Origin of the sequence: Aerococcus suis (genome assembly GCF_900176325.1) — a bacterium.
Classification (GTDB): Bacteria; Bacillota; Bacilli; order Lactobacillales; family Aerococcaceae; genus Aerococcus; species Aerococcus suis.
The window spans coordinates 168,342-192,821 of the sequence record NZ_FWXK01000002.1; the positions used below are offsets into that span (position 1 = coordinate 168,342).

22 protein-coding genes are annotated in these 24,480 nt (G+C 35.2%); 3 read left to right on the forward strand and 19 right to left on the reverse strand.

Annotated features, from left to right (window positions below):
* Positions 1-145 precede the first annotated feature (145 nt).
* From B8955_RS02490 to B8955_RS02500, 4 genes are all read right to left on the reverse strand, one after another.
* Entirely contained in the window at positions 146-1,048 is a 903-nt protein-coding gene (locus tag B8955_RS02490; RefSeq protein WP_084098198.1) for a MetQ/NlpA family ABC transporter substrate-binding protein, read from the reverse strand.
* Between the two features lie 174 nt (positions 1,049-1,222).
* Entirely contained in the window at positions 1,223-1,606 is a 384-nt protein-coding gene (locus B8955_RS06970) for an MFS transporter (RefSeq protein WP_234983505.1), read from the reverse strand.
* Positions 1,607-1,609: 3 nt separating this feature from the next.
* Positions 1,610-2,185 carry an MFS transporter gene (locus B8955_RS06975; RefSeq protein WP_234983506.1) on the reverse strand — a complete coding sequence of 192 codons (576 nt, stop codon included), beginning with the start codon at positions 2,183-2,185 and terminating at the stop codon, positions 1,610-1,612.
* 246 nt (positions 2,186-2,431) lie between these two features.
* A complete protein-coding gene (locus B8955_RS02500; RefSeq protein WP_159444417.1) occupies positions 2,432-3,337 on the reverse strand; it encodes a ZinT/AdcA family metal-binding protein in 906 nt (301 codons plus the stop codon).
* Positions 3,338-3,512: 175 nt separating this feature from the next.
* On the opposite strand from B8955_RS02500, the gene B8955_RS02505 reads away from it, so the two are divergent.
* Positions 3,513-4,430 (forward strand): LysR family transcriptional regulator, encoded by a 918-nt coding sequence (locus tag B8955_RS02505; protein WP_084098202.1) that lies wholly within the window; start codon positions 3,513-3,515, stop codon positions 4,428-4,430.
* Positions 4,431-4,487: 57 nt separating this feature from the next.
* On the opposite strand, the gene pnuC is transcribed toward B8955_RS02505, so the two are convergent.
* The 13 genes from pnuC to B8955_RS02570 form a co-directional block, all read right to left on the reverse strand.
* Positions 4,488-5,207, reverse strand: a complete 720-nt coding sequence (pnuC, locus tag B8955_RS02510) for a nicotinamide riboside transporter PnuC (RefSeq protein ID WP_084098204.1) — start codon at positions 5,205-5,207, stop codon at positions 4,488-4,490.
* Positions 5,208-5,339: 132 nt separating this feature from the next.
* Complete coding sequence (locus tag B8955_RS02515) at positions 5,340-6,116, reverse strand: sulfite exporter TauE/SafE family protein (RefSeq protein ID WP_084098206.1); 777 nt, start codon at positions 6,114-6,116, stop codon at positions 5,340-5,342.
* 145 nt (positions 6,117-6,261) lie between these two features.
* On the reverse strand, positions 6,262-7,089 hold the full coding sequence (locus B8955_RS02520) for an endonuclease/exonuclease/phosphatase family protein (protein WP_084098208.1): 828 nt from the start codon (positions 7,087-7,089) through the stop codon (positions 6,262-6,264).
* 1 nt (position 7,090) lies between these two features.
* Positions 7,091-9,268 (reverse strand): PTS transporter subunit IIBC, encoded by a 2,178-nt coding sequence (locus tag B8955_RS02525; RefSeq protein WP_084098210.1) that lies wholly within the window; start codon positions 9,266-9,268, stop codon positions 7,091-7,093.
* A gap of 16 nt (positions 9,269-9,284) precedes the next feature.
* On the reverse strand, positions 9,285-11,549 hold the full coding sequence (gene glgP, locus B8955_RS02530) for a glycogen/starch/alpha-glucan family phosphorylase (protein WP_084098212.1): 2,265 nt from the start codon (positions 11,547-11,549) through the stop codon (positions 9,285-9,287).
* Positions 11,550-11,560: 11 nt separating this feature from the next.
* Positions 11,561-13,066: a 4-alpha-glucanotransferase gene (malQ, locus tag B8955_RS02535; RefSeq protein ID WP_084098214.1), complete on the reverse strand. Its 1,506-nt coding sequence runs from the start codon at positions 13,064-13,066 to the stop codon at positions 11,561-11,563.
* 159 nt (positions 13,067-13,225) lie between these two features.
* Entirely contained in the window at positions 13,226-14,236 is a 1,011-nt protein-coding gene (locus tag B8955_RS02540; RefSeq protein WP_084098216.1) for a CobW family GTP-binding protein, read from the reverse strand.
* Between the two features lie 123 nt (positions 14,237-14,359).
* The gene (rpmF, locus tag B8955_RS02545; protein WP_084098218.1) at positions 14,360-14,539 is read right to left on the reverse strand and encodes a 50S ribosomal protein L32; all 180 of its coding nucleotides are present in this window, start codon (positions 14,537-14,539) and stop codon (positions 14,360-14,362) included.
* A 365-nt stretch (positions 14,540-14,904) separates the two neighbouring features.
* Positions 14,905-15,453 carry a DUF924 family protein gene (locus B8955_RS02550; protein WP_234983507.1) on the reverse strand — a complete coding sequence of 183 codons (549 nt, stop codon included), beginning with the start codon at positions 15,451-15,453 and terminating at the stop codon, positions 14,905-14,907.
* 35 nt (positions 15,454-15,488) lie between these two features.
* Complete coding sequence (locus B8955_RS02555) at positions 15,489-16,454, reverse strand: tRNA dihydrouridine synthase (RefSeq protein ID WP_084098220.1); 966 nt, start codon at positions 16,452-16,454, stop codon at positions 15,489-15,491.
* A 109-nt stretch (positions 16,455-16,563) separates the two neighbouring features.
* Positions 16,564-19,023, reverse strand: a complete 2,460-nt coding sequence (locus B8955_RS02560; RefSeq protein WP_143238348.1) for a heavy metal translocating P-type ATPase — start codon at positions 19,021-19,023, stop codon at positions 16,564-16,566.
* Positions 19,024-19,037: 14 nt separating this feature from the next.
* Positions 19,038-19,478, reverse strand: a complete 441-nt coding sequence (locus tag B8955_RS02565) for a CopY/TcrY family copper transport repressor (RefSeq protein WP_159444418.1) — start codon at positions 19,476-19,478, stop codon at positions 19,038-19,040.
* A 110-nt stretch (positions 19,479-19,588) separates the two neighbouring features.
* Positions 19,589-20,830, reverse strand: coding sequence for a muramidase family protein (locus B8955_RS02570; RefSeq protein ID WP_084098226.1), 1,242 nt, complete (start codon positions 20,828-20,830; stop codon positions 19,589-19,591).
* 217 nt (positions 20,831-21,047) lie between these two features.
* Here B8955_RS02570 and B8955_RS02575 point away from each other — a divergent pair, with 217 nt between their 5' ends.
* On the forward strand, positions 21,048-22,052 hold the full coding sequence (locus B8955_RS02575) for an ornithine cyclodeaminase family protein (RefSeq protein WP_084098228.1): 1,005 nt from the start codon (positions 21,048-21,050) through the stop codon (positions 22,050-22,052).
* Between the two features lie 50 nt (positions 22,053-22,102).
* Here B8955_RS02575 and pyrE read toward each other — a convergent pair whose 3' ends face one another.
* Together pyrE and pyrF are read right to left on the reverse strand one after the other, a co-directional pair.
* Positions 22,103-22,750 carry an orotate phosphoribosyltransferase gene (pyrE, locus tag B8955_RS02580; RefSeq protein WP_084098230.1) on the reverse strand — a complete coding sequence of 216 codons (648 nt, stop codon included), beginning with the start codon at positions 22,748-22,750 and terminating at the stop codon, positions 22,103-22,105.
* 2 nt (positions 22,751-22,752) lie between these two features.
* Positions 22,753-23,448, reverse strand: a complete 696-nt coding sequence (gene pyrF / locus B8955_RS02585; protein WP_084098232.1) for an orotidine-5'-phosphate decarboxylase — start codon at positions 23,446-23,448, stop codon at positions 22,753-22,755.
* Between the two features lie 195 nt (positions 23,449-23,643).
* Between pyrF and B8955_RS02590 the strand changes: the two genes are divergently transcribed.
* The gene (locus B8955_RS02590) at positions 23,644-24,243 is read left to right on the forward strand and encodes a Rho termination factor N-terminal domain-containing protein (protein WP_084098235.1); all 600 of its coding nucleotides are present in this window, start codon (positions 23,644-23,646) and stop codon (positions 24,241-24,243) included.
* Positions 24,244-24,480: the final 237 nt, after the last annotated feature.

Here is a 24,480-nt window from a genome sequence, read left to right on the forward strand (position 1 = left end):
CTCCAGGACTGCGTATGCTGTAAATTATATATAGAGAAGCCGTTTCATGTGATGATTATTTATGCATTGTGATGGATTTATTTGCATTGCTTTTGAAATATTAATAACAAAGAGTGATAGGTTTGCCTATCACCCTCATAAAATATTAATGGTTTTCTACTACAAAATTAATATATTCTTGCATATCGTCGTATGGAATATCATCATTATCCCATGCACCATAAAAATCTCCAGGCCCCGTTTCATTTGCGTAATCGACCACTTCTTGGCGTTGATACGCTTTAAGAATTTTTTGTAAATCTTTATTATCCTTATCTTTTTCTTGAACGACAAAATTTAATCGTGTTAGAGAACTAGCGTCTTCACCGCTTTGGAAGACTAAAGCATCTTCTAATTTAATGCCTGATTCTGTTACTGGTGTTGAAACAGATAAGATGAGTTCACAATCACCTAAAGCACGCGGAACAGCACCATAATCCATTGACACAAGTTCTAAGTCTCGATAAGTAGATTCGATGTCTTCCTCGGTTGGAACAAGTTGTGCATCATCTTTTAAGGTGACCAATCCATTATCGGCGAGCATTTTAATGGCATTGCCTGTATTGACAGGATCATTTTGAATAGCGATTTTAGCGTGTTCAGGAATATCTTCTTTGGATTCAATGCTATCGATTACCCAAATACCTGATGGTTCTGCGGATAAATAACCCATTGGATATAACTGATTATTACCAGAATCTTGCATATAATCGTATAAAAAAGTGTAGTATTGGAAAGCGTTAGCATCAATTTCACCTTCAGCGAGGGCTGTATTGGGTTGAACGACGTCATCAAAAGTAATGACATCAACATCAATTTCGCCCTCAGCTTCTAAATCTTTTAGTGCAAAGTTCCAAATTTCTTTGGCACGGTCAGAAACTACTCCTATCTTATAGTGACGAGCATCATTTGTATTTGATTCATCTTGATGAGACGTCTTAGTTTGAGTACATGCCCCTAAGCTTAAGCAAACTAACATCAACATCCCTAACTTAATCCATTTTTTCATCGAATACCTCCTAAATTGTTATGTGACCGCTATTAATATAACATAGTTGATATAATTTTTTGGTTATTAAAATCATTAAAAACCAAAAAATGGAAAAATAGACATAGTGCTGATGAAAATAACACTTTAAAAAAGCAGACCTTTCATTATGAAGTCTGCTTATCTTCGAATTGATTAAGATTTGGGTTGTTGTTTGATAAATAGAGCCATTAACCCGATACCAATTGCACACATTAGTGCGGATATGATAAATGCGGCTCCATAGCCTGTAATCGTTGCAATTTGTGGTCCTAAGATGGCTGAAATCCCATAAGCGGTAAACATCCATCCATAGTTAGCTCCGGAGTTTTTAGTTCCCCAGTTTCCGGCTGTAATTCCTGGAAAAGCACCAAGAAACCCTCCAAATGAGAAGTAAATGGCTAACATCCCAACGACCCCAAGTACAGCGCCTAATTGAACATTGAACGTTAGTAAAATAAGTCCGAATGCATTCGTTATAAACATCGCAATGACAGTGAGATAGCGTCCGATTTTATCGGAAACGATTCCCCAAATCACTCGTCAACCAGTATTAAAAGCGGCACATAGCATAATAATAACAGCAGCGTTACCTAGGGAATATTCAGTGACAATTCCAGCAGCGTGGCCGATTAGCATCATTCCTCCAGTAGTCGCTAATGTATAGATTAACCATAATAACCAAAATTTTTGGGTTTTAAGCATCACTTTGGGTGTCTGATCAGTACTTGATGAGATTATAGTGGTAGAAGACTGTTCAGGAGCTTTTTCCATAAAAAATGAGCAGATAATAATAATAAGTAATAGGACGCTCCCCATTAATTTGAAAAAGGATTGCTGTGTAATAAATCCTGTTGCAATCATTCCAATTCCAAATAATACTCCCGATAAAAATACGATTTTTTTACCACCGATTTGATCAACTTTTGGACCAAAAATAATCATTGAAATGGGAACCATTGCGAATGAAATACTATATGCCCAGGAAATATTGTCAGTCCAGCCATGCGCTTGTTGCAAAGGCCCTTGAAACAGGGACCACATGTAACCTGCTCCTAATGAAATATTGATAAAAATTGCTGCGGCTAAGATAAGCCACCGATTGGGTTGTTTTTCCATATTTATTCTCCTATAACTGTGTTTTTAGCGCTTGGAAAATCCTAAAAGGAGCGCTATGTAACCCTTTTCAAAAAAAGAGGTAGCTGTATTATACTCTAATAAGAAAACAAAAAGCAACGAATATTATTTTGGAAATAAAAAAAGACGATGAATAATCATCGTCTAAGCGACGCCATACGAAGATGTCATCTATTATCAATCATCATTAATTAGGGAGAATATCTCAATTTCATTAAGGAAAGAAAATTAATGATGAAGTTGATCTTCTAAAATCTGATCACCATTCCAGCTTTGAGGATAATATGTTGGCCAGTTATCTATTCCTTTTAATAATTCATCGTGAGAGTCATTGCTGAAATAGAGATGGAAGTGCATCACATCGTCTGTCGGACCAATATTATGGTCGGAGAATTGAACGGATTGATAAGCCTCATCGTCTCCACCAACTTTAGTGAATTTTTGACGTACCCCTTTGTTTCCAGCTTCATAATGAAGAACTTCATAACCGTCTGCTTTATATTTCCCCATTACCTCGGAGCCATCGTTTTTAATAAAGGTAATTTCATCACCATGGATTTTAATTGATTTCACATCGGTTTTATACCCTGTTTCATAGTAATCTTTATACTCGTCAGCATCTTTTTTACCATCAGATTCTAACGCTTTCATTTCCATTACGGGGTCTAAGGTGCCATCTTCTAAATAAGGATAGACGGATTGCCAATCCCCTTCCCAATCAGAGAGTTCACGATCAGAGACTTCAGCATCTTCAAAATTTCCCGCTTGGATTTCTTGTTTTTTCTCATGTTCTTTTTTTAGGTTAGGATGAGCTTTTAAGTTTTCATCAATTTTTTGACGATCATCTTTTGAAACGTTACTAATCGGCACTTCATGATAATGATCACCGTGAGCGACAATATAATGATCGTCTTCCTTATCAACTACAGTATCTACTGTTACTTCGATATCGTGGTCCTCGTGATTATGGTTTTGATGATTATGACCATCACTTTCATGATTTTCTTTATGATGGTCATTCTTTGCTTGTTCAGTTGTTGTGTTATGTTGATTATCTTTATCATCATTAGTCATCTGACCACAAGCACCTAACAATAATACTGACGATAAGGAAAAAAGTAATAATTTCTTCATAATGAAACTCCTTTTATATGATTTATACGACATATAATCGTAATGGTTACGTTTAACGATAAAGAAGGTACCATAAAATGTCAATAATAAATCGTAATTATTTTGATTTATTAACAAATTAGCTATTTTTACCGAAGATATGTGCTAAAATAAAGAAAATAGAGGAGGCAACATTATGCGGATTGAAGATCTCGAATACTTTGTAACCGTCGCGAAAGAAGAATCATTGACTCACGCAGCCGAAAAACTTTATATTTCGCAACCATCAATTTCAAATGCAATGAAAAAACTTGAAGAAACCTTAGGCGTGATACTCTTCACCCGTACCTCTACAGGAATTTCATTAACAAGTGATGGTGAAGAATTTCTCCAATATGCGAATCAAGTACTTGAACAAATCGATTTAATGAAACGTCGTTATACGACAAAAGAACAACCTAAGCAAATTTTCTCTGTTGCCTCTCAGCACTACCCTTTTGTTGTTGACGCTTTCGTTAACTTATTATTATCATTAGATACGGATAAATACCAAGCCACGTTAAAAGAGATGCGAACCTATGAGGTAATCGATGATGTCGCTAATTTAAAATCTGAGATAGGCATATTATATAAATCTAGATATAATCGTCGCGTCATCGAAAATCATATTGCGGATAATAATTTGACATTCCATTCGTTAGTTTTTAACAAACCACATGTGTTTTTATATCGCAATCACCCGTTAATTAATAAGAAAACTATCACCCTTACCGATCTTAAACCCTATCCTCGATTAAACTTTGAACAAGGGACACATAATTCTTTTTACTATTGGGAAGAGGTATTAGGTGATTATGACACCGACAAGTCCATTATTGTGAGTGACCGAGGAACTATATTTAACCTCATCATTGGTTTAAATGGTTATACGATCAGTTCAGGTATTATTAATAATGAATTAAATGGGCAAGATATTGTTGCCCGTCCAATTGACTCCGATGAGTATATTGAAATTGGCTATATAACCAATAATTTGCATATTTTAAATCCGATTGCTGAACTATTTATTACTGAATTGAAGAAAATTATTATTCCTGGATATCAAGAAGAATAATTAACGAATACAAAAAGACGATGACTAGTAACTCATCGTCTTTTTGTATAAATATGATTATAAAATATCGGTTGCTTGGTGCTGCATTTGTTGCCGATACTCTTGACGTCTACGCATTCTTAACCAAGAGATATAAGCATTGACATCGTTGATTAAGAAGATGAAGAAACAAATGACCATGCCAACATAGTTAATATCTTCAAATGATGCCATAATCCATAAAACAATAAGAACAACATCATTAAAAGCATATCCTAAAGGCGCTAATTCACTACGTCTTGCAGAGAAGAAGACTGCCAAGAAACTTGTACCAATAGAAACGGTACTCATGATTAAATTATCAGTATTAAAGAATGCTAAAATAGGATAGAAAATAAAAGATACGATAATGGCCGTGATTGTCGTCCAAAAGATTTCTTTTCCACTAATTTTATTTACTTTTACCTCTACAGCACCTTTCTCAAACGGATTTCGTATCCAAGAAATAAAAGCAAATAACTCCATCGGTAATGTCATTCCTAAATATGTAATCATTTCACCGTAATATTGAGTTGTCCAAGAAACGTACCCATAAATGATACTAAAAATGACCATTAATAGTTTCCCGTATGGATTACCTTTTGCACCGAGAATAATACTCGTCGCACCAATTAATGAAGCAATTGTTGCTACAGGGGATTGCATATCAAATACAATAGCCGAAAGAACAATAGCAAAAATTGAGACCGACCATAATCCAAGCTCCCATGGTGTAAAATAATGAATAAATTTTTGCATATGTCCACTGACCTTCCTTCTATTTAATTATATATGTTGTATGCATAGCCGGAATAGTTTAACACAAATGATTCATCGGGTTAAACCATATTCGTTAATTTTTTCGAGAAATTTTGCCATTTTATGATTACTTTAATGAATTAACTGTATCCCATTCCAAACATTCTGTAAAATAATTCCAATGGTGACTAATTGATAAATGATTTTCGCATGATGAATGCTCATCTGTTTTTTTAATAAACTTCCAACAAATCCTCCTAAAATGGCTGCTGGTATAATGAATAAAATAAATGAGAAATCTACTGTTAACCATGCCCCACTAATAATAGCAACTAAGACTTTAATTGCTTGCGAAAACAAAATAGTCATTAATGAATATATTCCTGCTTCCTTAGTGTTTAAACCAAAGACTAACATAAAGACAAAAACATTAATTGGACCTCCACCAATACTTAATAAAGCACTTAAGCCACCAAGAATAAAGGTTAAACCAAATAATATAATAGGCTGAGGTCTCCAGTTAAGTGTTAGGTGTCGGAAATATTCAGTATAAACGACAGCCGTACTTAGTAAAATAATCATCGTAATAATTTGGATGAGGTTAACAACTTGTTCATTAGCAAAATAAGTCAACAATGAATCAAAAAGATGATTACCAAAAAATCCTCCTATTATTCCCCCAGTCCCTAAAGATAAGAAATGAGTCGTAGTTAAAAATACCGATTCTTTTTGGTTTAATTGTTTATAGAGAGAAACCATTGACATCGTAAATAAGGCGCTTGCTGGATACAACCCAATAGTAGATAGAGAATGAACATTTAGTGCATCTAATGCGGGTTTGATAATAACTCCTCCACCAATTCCGCATAGAAAGCCAATACATGTCGCTAAAAAAAATAATGATAAAATATATCAATTGTAGCAAACTGTCAACTTCCTTCTATATATTGTTAGTTACTTCTTATTATACGAATTTTTAATTGGAAGCGCTATAAATATCTCGATAAGCAAACAAAAAAGGAAAGTTCGATTTGAACTTTCCTTTTTAAACGATTTATATAATGCTAAAAACAGCATGAATCCCATAATGATCACTAACAATTGGCGGATGGTTAGGACTAAATACGACTTCATGGCTATCGAAATGAATAGTTTCATTACCAAAAATAAAGTCGATTCGCTTACCTTCTGCTTGGCCAATCCAACCGTCAATTTCTCCCCCCATAGTGATGTCACCACTCGTTTGTTTTGCACTATGCCAGGAATCATGTAAGGTTGGCATTGTTTTTTGAATATAATCGTAGCCCATGTCTTTTTCATTCGCCGGGTTGTTAAAATCACCTGCAATTAGACTTGGCTTATCTGTTTTTAAATAAGGCATGACTTGTTGCCATTCATGAGCAAAAGCAAGGTCTTCCTTATCATCGTACCACCATGAAAAGTGAGTCGAAATAAGAATCAAGTGATCAAATTCAGCTAACAAGGCATGACGCGTCCGATAATTATTGAAATCTTGTATTTCAGAAAGTGCAAGATCATGTGGCTGAAATGGCTTTTTAGCTAAGATTCCGACGCCTTCATCATATTGATCAAAGGCAATATTAATTGGTACCCAAGACCAATAATAAGTTGAGCCAGCTGCTAGCAATTTTTCAGCAATTATTTTGATGAAATTATCTTTTTTAACAGGAACATTAAATTGTTTCTCGACTTCCAGATAACCAGGAAGTTCCGTGGCTACTTCAGCATCATGTCGTTGATTGGCCTCTTGAAAGCAAATATAGTCGCTATCCCAATTGAGGATAGCGGCTACGATAGATTCCATTTTTTCTTCTTGGTTTTCTTCTTGCCAAGAATGTGTATTCAATGTTAAGAGTTGCATATTAACCCTCGAATTCTCCTAATTTTTGTCCTTTTGAGACTTTTCCGGTTGTTTCAAGAGCAATGGCATCTTTATTGTCATTGTTCGTTAAAGCAACAACAATTGTTGCTTCTTTACCAGCTGCATTAACAGCATCGATATCCATAACAGCTAGTGGTGATCCACCATCAACGATATCCCCTTGTTTTACGGATACTTCAAATGGTTTACCTTCTAGTTCAACGGTGTCTAATCCCATATGAACTAAAATATCACTACCGTTGTCGGTTTTGATACCAATCGCATGTTTTGTATGGAAAACTTGAATGACTTCACCTTTAACTGGTGCTACAATTTCACCTGAAGTTGGTTCAACAGCAAAGCCATCACCCATCATTTTTTGAGAGAAAACATCATCGGCAACATTTTCAATTGACATCGCTGTTCCTTCAGCAGGACTATAAAATTCTTCAATGGCTGTTGTTTCTGATGCGGAAGTTGTTTCAACAGAGGCCGTATCATTATCTAAATCTAATGGTGGAATTGCTTGGCCAGAGTCAAGGACATCATTAATATCATTCATTAAGATATCAGCTTTTGGACCATAAACAGCCTGTACCCCACTATTTTTAACCAGTAAGTTTTTAGCGCCAGCTTTTTGCCAGTCTTCTTTACCGTGAACTAATGATGAATCTTTAACATCAACACGTAAACGCGTCATACAAGCATCAACCGATTCGATGTTGTCTTTACCACCTAATAAATGAATGATATTTGTTACTTGTTTATCAGCATCAACGGTTTCGCCTGAGTGCTTATCATCTTTTGTTTGCATATTAAAGTCTTCATAGTTACCTTTACGTCCAGGTGTTCCGTAATCGAAACGACGAATCATAAAGTTAGCAATGAAATAAGTCACGATTCCGAAAGCAATAGTTACTAGAACAAAGTTAATTAAATCTTGTCCTAATCCAGCACTTAATGATAACGGAATACGAGATAAGAATTCAATGGCTCCGAATGAGTGAACACGAATTGGAATTAAATCGACAATAGCAAATGCCAATCCTTGGATAACAGCATAAACTAAGTAAAGTGGCATTGCGACAAACATGAACATAAATTCAATTGGTTCTGAAACCCCAGTTAAAATAACTGCTGCCCCTGTTGATAGGAACATTGATTTATACGCGTGTTTTTTATCTTCGTCTACATTACGGTACATTGCATAAGCAATACCAATTAAAATACCTGTCGTACCAATCATTTGTCCTACTTTGAAACGAGCAGGTGTTACCGTAGAAATTAATTCATTATAAGCTGACATATTGCCTGAGCCACGGAAGCTTGCTAAGTCTTGAACCCAAGCTAACCATAATGGGTCTTGTCCATAAACAGTTGTTCCCATGTCGGCACCTGTTTGGATGACATAAGTGGCTCCCATAGAAGTATAGTTAACAGGAATAGTTAGCATATGGTGTAATCCGAATGGAAGCAATAGACGTTCTAAGAATCCATATAAGAATGGTGCTAAGAAAGGTGCTTGGTCTTGAGAGTTTGCTAACCAAATACCAAATGAGTTAATTCCTCCTTGGATAAATGGCCAAACAATTGATAAGATTCCGGCAGCGATAATTGACCATAAAATAACCACAAATGGCACAAATCGTTTTCCGTTGAAGAATGCCAATACTTCAGGCAATTTCCGGTAATTATAATATTTGTTATAAGCTAATGCTCCAAGGAAACCAGCAATAATACCAACGAATACCCCCATATTAAGAGCAGGTGCTTCTAATACAGAAACAAAGTAAGTTGATACGTTTAATTCTTGTCCGAATAAACTAGTAACCGTAGCAGCTTCATCAGCTAACATATCAGCGCTAACACCGAAAAATGCTCCAGTTAGACGGTTAATTAAAATAAATGCAATTAAAGCGGCAAAAGCCCCACCAGCACGTTCTTTTGCCCATGAACCACCAATGGCAACAGCAAATAAGATATGTAAGTTACCAATAATTGCCCAACCAATTTGAGAAATGATATCCCCAATTTGCGCTAGAAGCGCTGCATCAGGTGCAATTAATGGAATGGCAGATCCTAAACTAATCATAATACCCGCGGCCGGCATAACCGCAATAACACTCATTAAGGCTTTACCGAATTTTTGCCAAAATTCGAAGCTAAAAATTTTCTTCATCATAATCCTCCACCTATTAATCTAAGTGCCAAATTTGTTCGTTATATTCTTTGATTACACGATCTGAGCTGAAGAAACCAGCATTTGCGATATTCATCAATGCTTTTTGGCGCCAAGCTTTTTGATTCGTGTAGTCTGCATACATTTTTTCTTTGACATCGATAAAGGCTTCTAAGTCAATTAAGGCCATGAAGTAGTCTTTATTGATGATGTCATTATAAAGACGACGTAATTTTTCTTCATCACCGATAGCTAACATTTCATCGCTAACAATAAAGTCAACTAATGGTTTAATAGTGTCATGTTCATAATATTCAGCTGCATTATATCCATCGGTATCGTATAATTTAACGATTTCTTGAGCTTCACGACCAAAACTATAAACATTATCTAAACCAGCATGTTCAGCGATTTCAATATTCGCACCATCCCAAGTCATTAATGTAACCGCACCATTCACCATAAATTTCATATTACCGGTTCCTGAAGCTTCTTTAGATGCTAATGAAATTTGCTCAGAAATATCAGCAGCCGTAAATAGATAAGTACCAGCTGTTACATTGTAATTTTCTACGAATACAACTTGTAAGTACGGGCTAACTTCTGGGTCATTCGCAATTAATTCGCTTAAGTTTAAAATTAAATGAATAATATCTTGAGCAATTGTGTAAGCGGGAGCGGCTTTTCCACCAAAAATTATTGTAATTGGTGTTTCTGGTTTTTGGCCGCCTTTAATTGCAAAGTATTTATAGATAATATATAGAGCTAGCATTTGTTGACGTTTATATTCATGAATTCGTTTCACTTGAACATCAACAATACTATTGGTGTTAATTGTCACATCTTGATTAGCTTGTAAGAATTGATTTAAAGCCTCTTTATTCACTTGTTTAACATCTGCTAATTTAGCTAAGAAAGCATCATCATCTTTAAACTGTTCTAATGCACTTAAATCACTATCTTTGCGCCAATCTTTTCCAATCGTTTCATCAAGGAGTGTTGATAGGCCTGGGTTAGCCATCATTAACCAACGACGGAATGTGATACCATTTGTTAATCCATGGAATTGGTCTGGATATAATTCATAGAAGTCTTTTAATGTTGACTCTTTCAAAATATCTGTATGTAATTGTGATACCCCATTAGTAGAGAAACCATAATTAATGGCTAATGATGCCATATGCACCGTATCATTATCATCAATAATTTGAATAGAAGCTGGTTGTGGATGTTCAGCTTTAAATCGTTCATCTAATTGACGGATAATGGCTGCAACATCTGAAGTTACTGCTTCGATATATGACATAGGCCATGTTTCCAATGCTTCAGCTAAAATTGTATGGTTGGTAAATGCCACGACATTTTGAGTAATTTCAACTGCTTCATCGAACGAAATCTCATGCTCTGTTGTTAATAAGCGAACTAACTCAGGAATAATTAATGTTGGATGTGTATCATTAATTTGAACGACTGCGTAATCAGCTAAGTCATGAACATTACTTCCGCGTTCAATCGCTTCTTGAATTAATAATTGTGCCGCATTTGATACCATGAAATATTGTTGGAAAACGCGTAATTTTTCCCCTTCAGCATCTGAATCATCAGGATATAAGAATAGGGTTAAGTTTTCAGCAATTTTTTCTTTATCAAAAGAAATGGTTCCTGGTTCAATAATTTCTGGGTCAACAGAATCTAAGTCAAATAAACGTAGGCGATTACGACCAGATTGTTGATAACCTAAAACCTCAATATCGTATAACGTAGAGGTTAAGGTAAAGTCAGTAAATGGTACTTCAAATTGAAGAGATGATTTCGTTAAGAAATTCGTTCCTGGTAACCATTCATCTGGTTTATAAAATTGTGAATTATGTTTAAAATATTGTTGGAATAAACCAAAATGATAATTTAAACCAACACCATCTCCAGGTAATCCTAAAGAAGCAATTGAGTCAATAAAGCAAGCAGCTAAACGCCCAAGTCCTCCGTTACCTAATGATGGTTCATTTTCTTCAGCTTCAATTTCTTCTAAAGTAAAATCAGCATCTTCTAATTCGGCTTTCACTTCATCAAAAATTCCTAGGTTAAGTAAATTATTTGATAAAAGCTTTCCAATTAAAAATTCTGCTGAAACGTAATAAACTTTTTTCTTACCTTCAAAAAGTGGTAAATCTTTTGCGCGCTCTTGAATTAATTGAACTAATAACTGATAGACTTCTTGATTTGATAATTCATCAAGCGAACGATTAAAGTGTTGCTGGGCTAATGGTTGTAAGATTGTCATATGTCCTCCTTTTAATTCATTTTATTATTCATTCGATAATAAGTTTCGGTTAGATAAAGCAATTCATTCTTTATAAAAGGTGTGATAGCATCTGTACGCATTCGCCATTTCCAATTATTTCCAATCGTAGATGGAATATTCATGCGAGCGCGATTGTCTAGATGTAACAAGTCTTGCATTTGATAAATCGCTAAATGACTAACGGATTCAGCAATTCCACGATTCATCGCGTATGAAATACTTTCGCCAGGATGACGATGTAAATAGTTGTCCGCTTGTTTTTGCTGATTACTGTCGGCACTATCCATATACCATCCTTCAGCTGTTTCGTTATCATGCGTACCAACATAGGCAATCGTATTTTCAGTATAATAATGTGGTAAATCCGTATTTTCCGGATCATTTGAGAAACCAAACTGTAAAATTTTCATTCCTGGGAAGCCGGTTTTCTCTCTCAATTCGATAACTTCATCAGTCATAAAGCCTAAATCTTCTGCAATGATATTAACGTCTCCTAAAGCTTTATGGATGGCTTCAAATAAAGCATAATCTGGACCTTTTTCCCAACGACCATATGCAGCGGTTGGCGAACCAAATGGAATTGCCCAATAAGATTCAAAGCCGCGGAAATGATCGATTCGAACCACATCATATAAGTTTAAACTTGCTTTAATTCGCTTAATCCACCAGCTATAGTTATTCTCTGCCATATACTCCCAATCATAAATAGGATTGCCCCAATATTGACCCTCTGAGGTAAAGGCATCTGGTGGACATCCAGAGACATCAATCGGATTGAGATTTTCATCTACTTTAAACATTTCTGGTGTTCGCCACATTTCGACACTATCTGCTGAAACATAAATAGGCATATCACCAATAATTTGAATATGATGATCATTCGCATATTGTTTCAACCGTAACCATTGCTTATAAAATAAAAATTGCGTGATACGATGATAATCAGCTAGGAATGGATGATCAGCTAAATAAGCATTAACAATGTCTGTATTATAAAACTTGTACTCATCTGGCCATTCGTACCACGCTTTTAAAGCAAAGTTCTCTTTTATACTCATGTATTCGACAAATGGTTGTAACCATTCATTCTCTGTCGTTAAAAAATCTTGGTAATCTTTCGATTGTTTTTTACCTTGGTCAATGAACGCTTTGACCGCTTTTTCTAAAACAGGTCGCCTTTCGCGGAATACTTTCGCGTAGTCGATTGTATCTAAATTATTCCCTTCCGCTAAACTCTCAACATCGTCTTCTACTAATAATCCATCAGCAATCAATTGGTCTAAATCGATTAAATGAGTATTACCAGCAAATGCTGAGAAAGATTGGTAAGGTGAATCTCCATAACTTGTCGTCGTTAATGGTAAAATTTGCCAATAAGTTTGCTTCGTTTCCGTTAAGAAATCAACAAATTTGTAAGCGATTTCACCAAATGAACCAATCCCATAGCGATTAGGAAGTGATGTGATGTGCATTAATACACCACTTGCTCTCTCCATTTGTGAAAAACCTCCTTTATTCTTTGGTAACGCTATTATACATAACGCAAGTACTTTCCGCAATTGGTTTGCTTATATTTCTTTCTTTTTTATCAAAAAAACCCAGATTTACTATCTGGGTAGCAGGAGTTTGTTCAGTTATTTCACAATATTTATACTTTATTGATTATTTTCTTGACGTGAATATGAAATTAAATCATCAAAGGCATGTTTAATTTCAATTTGATCCATATCTTTTCCAATCAAGACTAGCTGAGTTCCTTCTTTCTCTAAACCACCTGTGGGCTCAATTTGATAGTGCTCTCCTACTCCTTGGAGAATAAAAGGATTCTCCGTATCATTTAAATGGAAGAAACCTTTATATCGATAAAGCGATTGCATATTATTCATTAGTAACCACTGTAAGAAAATTAAGAAATAACGACGGCTTAACGGAACATCTGTTGCTAAATATTGAGTGCTAATTCCATGATGATTATGATGGTGGTGGTCATGATGATGATGTTCGCTTGTTAATTCTTCAATTTCTTCATCTGTTAATGGTTTAATTTTGTCTGTTTGACGATATAAGTGTTGATCAAAAAAGTCTTTAGGTTGAATCCGATCATCTAGATTAAAATAGGTAAATTCTGCAAACGGATTGATCGTTTTAATCGATTGAATTAAGTCGTTTTCTTTGCCACTGTTACTTTTCGACAAATAAATTCGGTTAGCAAAAACAATTTGCTGTTCGACTTCAGCATATTGTTGACTAATTGATGGATAATTCACACTATCAATAACACTATAAATGGCATCAACATAGTAGAAACCATAAGGACCAGCCATAGCATTGATAGATTGAACGATTGGTCTAGGATCAGCAATTCCGGTTGTTTCTATAATAATATGTTTTAAATTCCAGACTTCTTCTTTTTGAAGCTTACGGATTTTTTGTAGAATAGCTAATAAATCAGAGCGAAGATTGCAACAAATGCATCCTTGGTTTAATTCGTAAACTTCTTCAACTGATTCTATTAATAGTTCATGATCAACACTAATATCACCAATTTCATTTTCAATAACGATAACTTCTTCTTTATTAATAGAGTCGTCACTTAAAACGGAATTAATAAGCGTTGTTTTACCAGCTCCTAAAAACCCACTAACGATTGTAATTGGAATTCGCATAAATGATAATATCCTTTCATTAAATCGTAATGATTTTGAATTGCTCGTTTAGTATAACGATATTATCTTTATCGGTCAATACTAAAAGAAAAAAAGGTTGGGCATTTACCCAACCTTCATTAATTAATTTTCTTCTTTGTTGATTACTTGACGGCCTTTGTAAGTTCCGTCAGCAGCAACGTGATGACGACGACGGTATTCACCAGTTTCTGGATCTTTATAAATAGGTGCGTTACCTAATTTATAATGTGTCATACGTTTTCTTTTTCTTGATTTAGATGTTTTTCTTTTTGGTACTGCCATCTTTGAATTTCCTCCTTAAATTATCGCGTTTATCACGATTTGTCCATTATCTAATATAACTTTTGGTTATTCGTTTGTCAACAATAATTTGATTATCAGTAATGGATTCATCGCACGCATCTCAGGTTACTAATGTAATACTAATAGCATAAGATAAATTTAGTAAATTCGCAATTCTCACTCGTCATTATGGCATAAGTTATTAATTTTTGAAATTAATTGTAAATTGAAACATCAGCAACAAAAGCAGGCATAGAATCTTATCATCTATCGTCCGCTTTTATCGTCAATTAGATTAAGAGATGTAACCTTCTATTTGCAAATAAAAAGCATCTGAAGTGTCTTCAGATGCTTAGATAGTATTATTAAAAATTATCATGATGACGCATAAATTCCTGTTCTTCATTAGTTGAAGGCCGATTTAAGGCGTCATTGCGGAAAGGGTAGCGTCCAAATTGTTTTAATTGTTGGTAATGTGCTTCTTCAATTGACATAATATCTGGTAGATGCTTTTGATAAATCGGAATCGTCCATTGCTCGTGAACTGTTAATGATTCACTATGCATAAAAGGTAAACAAGTAAATTGTTTCTCTTCTTTAGTTAATTGATTAAATTGCGGATTATTATATAATTCCTGAGCAAGAACTAAAGCTAATGCATCTTGTTGAAATGCCTTTGCTTGATTTCGATACATATTTCGTGAAAATTGATCAAGAACAATAATCTCTGCTAAGCGCCCTGTTGTGCTTTGACGCCATGACCAAAGTTCGCCGTTCTTTGCTGCTTGCCATAATGGTTCAAAACGATCTTTAATTTTTGTATCTAATGACGGATTTTTAGTGAAGTGGTCTTGTGCTTCAAGCTCATTAAACCAAAAATCATAAACGTCTGTAACTGAAGGTAAGTTCATCATTATCATCCCTCTTATCATTGGCAATATTTTATTTATTATAAATACTCTTGTTGAAATTTATCTAATAACTCGCGAGCTTCATCACTCGTTTCAGCTTGCATTAAAGCTTGACGCAATTGAGACGCATGTTTGATATTGCGAATATAAATTTTAAATGATCGACGCAAACTTTTGAATGGCCGTTGAATATCGGCTTCGTATTGATCAAATAAATCGAGATGTAATCTGAATAGGTCAAGTAATTCTTCGGGGCCATGCTCTCTTGGCTCTTTTTCAAAAGCGAATGGGTTATGAAAAATTCCGCGTCCAATCATAATACCATCTACGCCATATTTATCTGCTAATTCAAGGCCGACTTGACGGTTGGGAATATCACCATTAATGGTTAATAACGTATTTGGAGCGATATCATCACGCATCTTAACAATCTCAGGAATCAAATCCCAATGCGCATCATAATTACTCATTTCTTTGCGTGTTCTTAAATGAATCGATAAATTTTCAATATTTTGTTCCAAAACGAGTGGGAGCCATGTCTTCATATCTTCTAATTTATTAAAGCCAAGACGCGTTTTGACACTAACTGGTAACGGAGCTTCTTTGGTTGCTTGGATAAGTTTTACTGCTGTATCACGATGATTAATCAAACCTGACCCACGACCGTGACGAACAACATTTTGAACGGGGCATCCCATATTTAAATCCATGCCACTAAAGCCTCGATCCGCCATATCCATTGCCATATTTTTAAAATGTTCAGGTTGGTCTCCCCAAATATGTGCAACAAGTGGTTTTTCATCTTCTGTAAAAGCTAATCTACCACGTACACTGATTTGGCCATCGGGATGATTATAACTTTCAGCATTTGTAAATTCTGTAAAAAAAACGTCAGGTGCAGCGGCTGCTTTTACGACATGTCGGAAAGCAACATCCGTAACATCTTCCATAGGTGCTAAAACAAAAAAAGGTTTCGGTAATTCTCGCCAAAAACTGTGTTCCATGTTGGCACGCCTCCTTATTGCATCATTAACCTGTCTATCCTATCAAAATTTTATATTTCCTGCAATATTTACCATCAAAAAAGGCAGAGAACGCTCTCTGCCCAATTAATTATTTGCTTTTTGAATGAAACTTTTTAAGTCGCAATGCATTTAAGACGACAGATACTGAACTAAGACTCATGGCAGCGGCAGCAAACATTGGATTCATTAAAGGTCCGCCAAATAAATATAAAATTCCCATTGCAACCGGAATTCCTATTGTATTATAAGCAAATGCCCAGAATAGATTTTCGCGAATATTTTTTAGTGTCGCACGACTTAAAGCAATCGCATGGGAAACATCCTCTAAATCATCATTCATTAAGACAATATTTGCGGATTCAATTGCAACATCGGTTCCTGAACCTATTGCCATTCCAATGTCAGCTGTGGCTAAGGCTGGCGCATCATTAATACCATCCCCTACCATGGCAACAGTGAGTCCTTCTTCGCGAATGGCCTGTACTTCCGTCGCCTTATCTTCTGGAAGAACTTCACTACGTACATGATCAATACCCACTTGCTTAGCAATTGCTTGAGCAGTCTGAGTATTATCTCCTGTTATCATTGTTACTGGAATTTTTTGTTGATGTAATTGTTCAATAGCCTGTTTACTTGATGGTTTAATAGGATCAGCTACTGCGATAATCCCTAGAATTATTTCTTCATTCGCTAAATACATTGGTGTTTTCCCCTCATTAGCTAGTGAAGCCACTGTTTCTTCCCAGTCATTAATTTGAAGATGTTGACTGGTCATTAAATACTCATTACCAAAATAATACATATTGTCATCAATTTTTGCCATAATCCCTTTTCCAGTAATCGCTTCAAAATAATCGAGCGCTTTTTGTTGAATATGATGTGCTTCTCCGTATGTTGTAATAGCATTCGCTAAAGGATGTTCAGAGCCTTGTTCGGCAGAAACCGCTATTTCAATGAGTTCATCTTTGGAAATAGAAGGACTAGCAATCACATTAGTGACACTTGGTTCTCCTTGGGTAATTGTTCCCGTCTTATCTAAGATGACATGATCGATTTTTCCTGTTATTTCTAGAGCTTCGGCACTTTTAATCAGTATGCCATTTTCAGCACCTTTTCCAGTACCTACCATAATTGCCATTGGCGTAGCTAATCCTAAAGCACATGGACAGGCAATAACTAAAACCGCAATCGCTATTGTTAGTGAAAAGGCTATTGATTGATTACCAATAAAATACCATGCGAGAGAAGATAAAATTGATAACACAATAACAGTTGGTACAAAAATCCCTGAAATTTTATCAGCAAGCTTAGCAATAGGTGCCTTAGAACCTTGCGCTTCTTCAACTAAATGAACAATTTGTGCTAAAGCTGTATCATCTCCTACTTTAGTCGCTTGATAGTCAAATGTACCATTCTGATTGATGCTGGCTCCTACCACATTATCACCGACTGATTTTTTAACGGGTAAACTTTCACCAGTCAGCATTGATTCATCGACACTTGAAGTTCCGGATACAATACGACCATCAACCGGTATTTTTTCACCGGGTTTTACTCGTATCGTCTCACCGACGGATACACTTGACACTTCACGTTCTTCAACCCCATGATCAGTTACCACTAATGCGGTATCAGGTGCTAAATCAAGCAATTTTTTAATAGCTTCTGATGATCGACCTTTTGAGATAGCTTCGAAATAATTTCCTAAGGTTATTAAGGTTAAAATGACACCAGCTGATTCAAAATATAGTTGATGAAGAAAATGAAGATCACCCTGATATAAATTCCATAAACTAAAAATGCTCCAGCCATAAGCTGCACTTGATCCTAAGGCAACTAATGTATCCATATTAGGATGTCCTTTAAATAATGTTTTAAAACCGACACTGAAGTAATCATGATTAATTATCATGATGGGTGTGGTCAATAATAACTGAATTAGAGCAAAAACAGCTGGATGCGTATTTGGATGAATAATTGATGGAATTGGTAAATGAATCATTGGTCCCATAGCAATATATAATAACGGAATGGCAAAGATAGCTGACCAAATCACACGTTTTTTATATTGGTTTATTTCTTTTTGTTTGTAATCAGATTGGTCGTTAGTTAATTGCGGATTCGTTTCTTTTTCTTTTGCCTCATAGCCACTATCGGCTACAATATCTTTAATCGTCTTATTGGTGACTAGCTCCGGTTGGTACGTCACTTTCATATTTTCGGAAGCTAAATTCACCACGACTGATTGTACGCCAGTAAGTTTGGTAACTGCTTGTTCGATAGTTTGGGCACATGAGGCACAATGCATACCGTAAATATTAAACCATTGGGTCATTGTGGGTATGACCAATTCATATCCCGCTTGTTCGACAGCTTGGCTAACCATTTCGTCTGTAACGGAATCATCTTTGTATTCTACCGTTAATTTTTCATTAGCAAGATTAACCGCTGCTCCTTCAACACCAGCAAGCTTATTCACTTCTTTTTCTATAGATTGGGCACATGAGGCGCAATGCATGCCCATCACATCGAATGATTTAGTCATTATTTAACGTCTCCTTTCTAATGATGTCGACATGTACATTGACCAGGTAAACACTGACAAGTAATTTCTTCGGGTGCTTCATCTATATCTTTTTTCAATTGGTCAATTAAGAATCGAAGATCTAATTTTGATAATTTAGCGTGTTTGATCATCGATTGTACAAGATAGGCTTCATCTTTATCACACACTCTTGATAATAATTCTTCGATATTGTCATCGATAATATTTTTTTCAAGATAATTGGCGTGATATAAATAACCTCTGCCGTTTTTTTCTGTCATTAAAAATTGTTTATCCACTAAACGTTTAAGTAATGTTTTAACAGTGGAAGGTTTCCAAGTCAACTTTTCATCTAGAATGGTAATAATCGTTTTACTATCAACAGGCTGATTAGCCCAGACAACACGCATGACTTCCCATTCTGCTTCAGAAATATGCTCTTTTGGTGATTTTCTCATACGTAGCATCTCCTTCGTCTACAAATGTAATTATATCTAATTAAAGTTTACATTTGTAGTTTAAAATTGTCAAGAAAAAAGAAGGATTTTTCATCCTTCTTTTTCACTGTTTATAAATATTCAATCACGTAGCCATTTGGTGTCCAATTAACTTGCCAGTTGCTGGCTTGTTTATCTTGTAGGGTTCGTTTGGCTTGGTCTATCGCTTGATTTAAATCACTAAAATATTGATGAGACGGAACATTTTCGTTTGGTTTGTTTATAGTGTCTGATTGTAAGCTTTTTCTAATTTCAGCTACTGATTTAGGAATATAGCAAACTTTATAGCCTTGTTCGGTCCAATCAACCCGCCAATTTTTATATTGAGTGGCATCAAAGTTACGTTTGGCTTCAGAAATGGCTTGGTATAAATCATTAAAATAATTGACATTAAAAACCTCAGGACGTTCTGGCTCATCAATTGATGTATTGTTATTATCATTTCCTAGGTTATTGTTAGAAGCTTTAGGAAGATATGTGATGAAATACCCATTTTTTGTCCAATCTACTTGCCAATTATCATAGCTTTTAGCATCGAAAGTTTGTTTAGCTACCTCGATTGCCTCATCTAAAGTGTCATAGTAAACACTATCTTCTGTAGATTGTGATTCCGTTTTGTTCCAAGCTTCAACTGCTGGTTGGTGGTTTTCAGTTGCCACTTTTGGAATAAATTCAGTCACATAGCCTTTTTCTGTCCAGTCAACTTTCCAGTTAGCATATTTTTTTGAATCGAATTCTGTTTTGGCTGCATTAATGGCTTCATCTAGTGTCGCATAGTAAGTTTGATTATCTTCAGGTTGAGACTGTTCAGAAGGTGAATCAGCCGCTTCGCTAGTTGTTTCCTCTTTAGGCACTAAGGTAACGATATAACCTTTTTCTGTCCAATCTACTTTCCAAGTTTCATGGATATTATAATCATAAGATGCTTTGGCTACTTTAATAGCCTCATCAAGTGTTGGATAGTAAGTGATATTATCTTGATTAGTGGCATCAGTTTCAGTTTTTGGCAATGGATTTTCAGCTTTTGGCTCAGTTTCGTAACCGATAATCAATTCATCGCCAATTTGTAAATCATCGGATGTTAAGCTATTTAATGTTTTTAATTGATCAAGTGTTAATCCATGATTAATCGCTAACCGGTATAGATTATCACCAGTTTTAACGGTATAAATAATCGGTTGACGTGTCTCGGTATCAGTAGTTGACACTTCAGTTGCATTAACTTGAGGTGCAACAGTTGCTAGAGCAGCTGTAGATAATAATCCTGTCATTAAACTTAAGTAAACGAATTGATGATTTTTTTGGACAGTCATCTAAACCCCTCCATTTTTGAAAGCCTTATCTTTACTTTTATTGTACTATGGTCACTAAATATTACAATTACTTTGCATTAACCTTTAACATTTCTTAAATATTTCTTTAATGTTACAGAAACATTTCATTTAGCTGTTATAAAACAACTTTTCTTTAAACGGATGAATTTGTTCGTGTATAATGACAGTAAACACTATAAAAGGGAATGACGACAGAATGAGTCAAAAACCGACTTTATTAATTACCGAAAGCACGGTCAAAGATTTAATGACGATGGCCGATTATATTCGCTTGACAGATAATGTTTACAAAGGACTAAATGATGGCACCGTTATTAATCCAACTAAACTGACTTTAGATCTTGGCGAAACAGGAAACTATCCTAATTATGAAGGTTTCGCTAATGCTATGCCTGCCTATATTGGATGGCAAGATATGGCTGGTTTAAAATGGGTAAGTGGATTTGCTGGTAAACGTAAAGAAGCAGGCTTACCATTTATTAATGGTTTGATTACCCTTCTTGATGCTCAAATGGGTGATTTTTTAGCTGTAATGGATGGCACTGAAATTACGAATATGCGGACAGGTTCACAAACTGCAACTGCTCTTTCATACTTGGTAAAAGATTCTGCTATTACTGTTGGGATTTATGGTGCAGGTATGCAAGCACATAAAAATACTGAAGCAATCAATGAAATTTTTGATATTGAAAAATTAGTGATTTGGAATCGAACCAGAGAACATGCTGAGAAGTTCAAAGCCGAAATGGAATCAGAAATTAAAGGTGAAATTATTGTTGCTGACGATCAAAGTGAACCCGCTAGTTGTGATGTGGTGATTACTGTGACATCTGCTAATGAGCCTTTGATTGAAACAGAATGGATTAAACCAGGAACCATTATTTTCCCATTAGGTTCATTCCAAGAAATTCCTGATGAAGTCGCTTTAAAAGCAGATAAAATTATTGTTGATCACCCTGGCCAAGCTTTACACCGTGGTGCTTTAAAACATTTAAACGCTGAAGGCAAAATGAATGAAGAAGATATTTTTGCTACTCTTGGTGAATTAGCCAATGAGAAGAAATCAATTGGTGATATTTCTGACGAAATCACCTTATGTATTCCAATTGGTATCGGTGCTGTTGATATTGCCGTTGCTAATGAAGTATACCAACGAGCATTAGAAAAAGGATTAGGCGAAAGTTTTGATTTTAAAGCTTAATGCAATGAAAAAGACCTAAGAGTATCTCATTATCTCTTAGGTCCTTTTTATTATTGAAAACTTTCTTGTCGCCATTTTTTGACACTATCAATTTCTCGATTAGATAGATAATTGTTATCTTCGGCAACTTCTAGTAACTCACTGAAGTTTGTTAAAATATGTAATGAAGTCTTAGCTGCTTCAAAGTTAGACCGCGCTTTTTGCAATTCATAGGTAAAAATAGCGACAACCCCTACCACAGAAGCAACTTCTTCAACCACTTCAGCAGCTTTCAAAACGCTACCACCAGTGGAAATTAAATCATCAATTAAAACAACATTATCAGTTGATTCTAATTTTCCTTCAATCTGTGTTTTTCGACCGTGATCTTTCGCTTTACCACGCACATAAATCATTGGTAAATCCAGGATATCAGCAACTAGTGCAGCATGTGGTATACCTGCTGTTGCAGTTCCAGCAATGACTGTTGTATTGGGATAGTATTTTTTGATTTTCATTGCTAAGGCTTGGGCAACATATTTACGTTCATTAGGATAACTTAATAATTGACGATTATCACAATAAATAGGACTTTTTATACCACTTGCCCACGTAAATGGATCATCTGGACTTAAAATTACTGCTTTTTTATCAATTAAAATTTTTGCTACTTTATTTGAAATTGTTAATTCATTTGTATCTGAAAATGTTTGTGTCATGATTACTCTCCTTGCCATTGTTTTAGAAATTCTTGATAAGCTGCAACGGGATTATTTGCTTGCGTAATTGGTCGACCAACTACAATATAATCAGCACCATTTAGTCGTGCTTGTTCGGGAGTTGCTACTCTGGTTTGATCGCCTGATTGTTCTAATGTCATTCGAATGCCAGGCGTTAACGATAATAATTGGTGATTTGTTGCCTGTTTAATAGCTGGCGTTTCAAGTGCAGAGGATACGACACCATCTAATCCACTTTTTTGAGCCAATTGGGCCAAATGAATCACTGAATCTTCAATGCTTCCTTTGATTTGCATTTGTTGATTCAACATCTCTTGATCTGATGATGTTAATTGTGTAATTCCTAATACTTTAGGAGAATAAGGCCCAGCTGCTACCCCTTCCATGGCAGCTTCTAACATTTTTTGACCACCTAAAGTGTGAACCGTTACTAATTCTACCGGTAATTTACTTAATTGTTGAGTGGCCAACTTCACCGTATTCGGAATATCATGACATTTTAAATCTAAAAAAATCTTATGCCCCATATCGTGCAATTGGTTGACGATATCAGGTCCTGACATATAAAATTGAGACATTCCAATTTTAAAGGCTGCTGGCTGATTTTTGAATTTATCTATGAAATACCATAAATCAGTCTCGTTGTGAAAATCTAAAGCAATAAATAATTCGTTCATTTTTCTTCCTTTCCTGAACTTGGGGATAACCAATTCATCAAAAGTTATATTATTCTTAATTAAAATAATATAACTTTCTTGCCTCTCGGGACAGAATTAAAGGATAATATAGGTTTACAAACATCCTAATATTAGGGTAAAATACTTTTTTTGTCAACTCATAGCTTATCTTATTAAAATAAAGGAGTCACTTTTATGGGGTTAATGTCTTTTCATCGATCAAATATAACCGTCAAACAGTCTGCAGAAGAAATCGAGGCTTTCGATACTATCTATCAAGACTATCCTAATCGTCCCTTTCTATCTCCACATCGTGATTTAAAAAAGTGGTTAGATACAGTTGAGACCGACCGTCAGTATATTGTCCCTAAAAAAATGATGGAAACATTTAATGATGGGTTATTTCCTGGAGATATTATTTTATTATGGCGGGTTGGATTTAATACTCTACATACGGATTCAATTCTTCCTCAATATTTTGAATATCATTATGGAATCGATGGTTATGAACGATTGAACGTGTTGGAGAAACGAACATTTATCCGTCGATTAAACCCAGATGAAAATTTATCTTGGCATACTTTACCACAGCTCAAATCAATATTAAAAAAACATCAGATTAAAGGTTATTCTAAATTAAATAAACAAGAGATGATAGCTAAAATTATCAAATTGATTCCTAAAAAAGATTATGCTCAAGAATTAAGTATTTGCGGTTACAAATTAACTGCAAAAGGTGAAGAAGCTCTAAAAGAGCATAACGATATCGTTGAAAAACACCCCAAAAAAGGATAGAAAATAACCCACGTTACTTATAACGTGGGTTATTTATTACGTATGAGTTAAGGACCAGAAAGTTAAGTCAGCTGGTCTTTGACTTTTGAATTGAATACTATCTTCGCCTTTTTCTGGGTATAGTCTAGACGACATGACCGCTTCCCATCATTAATAAATATTTCTAGTGAAGAATAATCAGAAAAAATTTGTAATTGAGATAAATCGGATATCGCAACATATCTTTCTTTTCGTCCA

What these genes read in the sequence shown, in the direction of transcription:
- B8955_RS02490 (WP_084098198.1), bottom strand. Translation starts at nt 1,048, where the DNA reads ATGAAAAAATGGATTAAGTTAGGGATGTTGATGTTAGTTTGCTTAAGC.
- B8955_RS06975 (WP_234983506.1), bottom strand. Translation starts at nt 2,185, where the DNA reads ATGGAAAAACAACCCAATCGGTGGCTTATCTTAGCCGCAGCAATTTTT.
- B8955_RS02500 (WP_159444417.1), bottom strand. Translation starts at nt 3,337, where the DNA reads ATGAAGAAATTATTACTTTTTTCCTTATCGTCAGTATTATTGTTAGGT.
- B8955_RS02505 (WP_084098202.1), top strand. Translation starts at nt 3,513, where the DNA reads ATGCGGATTGAAGATCTCGAATACTTTGTAACCGTCGCGAAAGAAGAA.
- pnuC (WP_084098204.1), bottom strand. Translation starts at nt 5,207, where the DNA reads ATGCAAAAATTTATTCATTATTTTACACCATGGGAGCTTGGATTATGG.
- B8955_RS02520 (WP_084098208.1), bottom strand. Translation starts at nt 7,089, where the DNA reads ATGCAACTCTTAACATTGAATACACATTCTTGGCAAGAAGAAAACCAA.
- B8955_RS02525 (WP_084098210.1), bottom strand. Translation starts at nt 9,268, where the DNA reads ATGAAGAAAATTTTTAGCTTCGAATTTTGGCAAAAATTCGGTAAAGCC.
- glgP (WP_084098212.1), bottom strand. Translation starts at nt 11,549, where the DNA reads ATGACAATCTTACAACCATTAGCCCAGCAACACTTTAATCGTTCGCTT.
- malQ (WP_084098214.1), bottom strand. Translation starts at nt 13,066, where the DNA reads ATGGAGAGAGCAAGTGGTGTATTAATGCACATCACATCACTTCCTAAT.
- B8955_RS02540 (WP_084098216.1), bottom strand. Translation starts at nt 14,236, where the DNA reads ATGCGAATTCCAATTACAATCGTTAGTGGGTTTTTAGGAGCTGGTAAA.
- rpmF (WP_084098218.1), bottom strand. Translation starts at nt 14,539, where the DNA reads ATGGCAGTACCAAAAAGAAAAACATCTAAATCAAGAAAAAGAAAACGT.
- B8955_RS02550 (WP_234983507.1), bottom strand. Translation starts at nt 15,453, where the DNA reads ATGATGAACTTACCTTCAGTTACAGACGTTTATGATTTTTGGTTTAAT.
- B8955_RS02555 (WP_084098220.1), bottom strand. Translation starts at nt 16,454, where the DNA reads ATGGAACACAGTTTTTGGCGAGAATTACCGAAACCTTTTTTTGTTTTA.
- B8955_RS02565 (WP_159444418.1), bottom strand. Translation starts at nt 19,478, where the DNA reads ATGAGAAAATCACCAAAAGAGCATATTTCTGAAGCAGAATGGGAAGTC.
- B8955_RS02570 (WP_084098226.1), bottom strand. Translation starts at nt 20,830, where the DNA reads ATGACTGTCCAAAAAAATCATCAATTCGTTTACTTAAGTTTAATGACA.
- B8955_RS02575 (WP_084098228.1), top strand. Translation starts at nt 21,048, where the DNA reads ATGAGTCAAAAACCGACTTTATTAATTACCGAAAGCACGGTCAAAGAT.
- pyrE (WP_084098230.1), bottom strand. Translation starts at nt 22,750, where the DNA reads ATGACACAAACATTTTCAGATACAAATGAATTAACAATTTCAAATAAA.
- pyrF (WP_084098232.1), bottom strand. Translation starts at nt 23,448, where the DNA reads ATGAACGAATTATTTATTGCTTTAGATTTTCACAACGAGACTGATTTA.
- B8955_RS02590 (WP_084098235.1), top strand. Translation starts at nt 23,644, where the DNA reads ATGGGGTTAATGTCTTTTCATCGATCAAATATAACCGTCAAACAGTCT.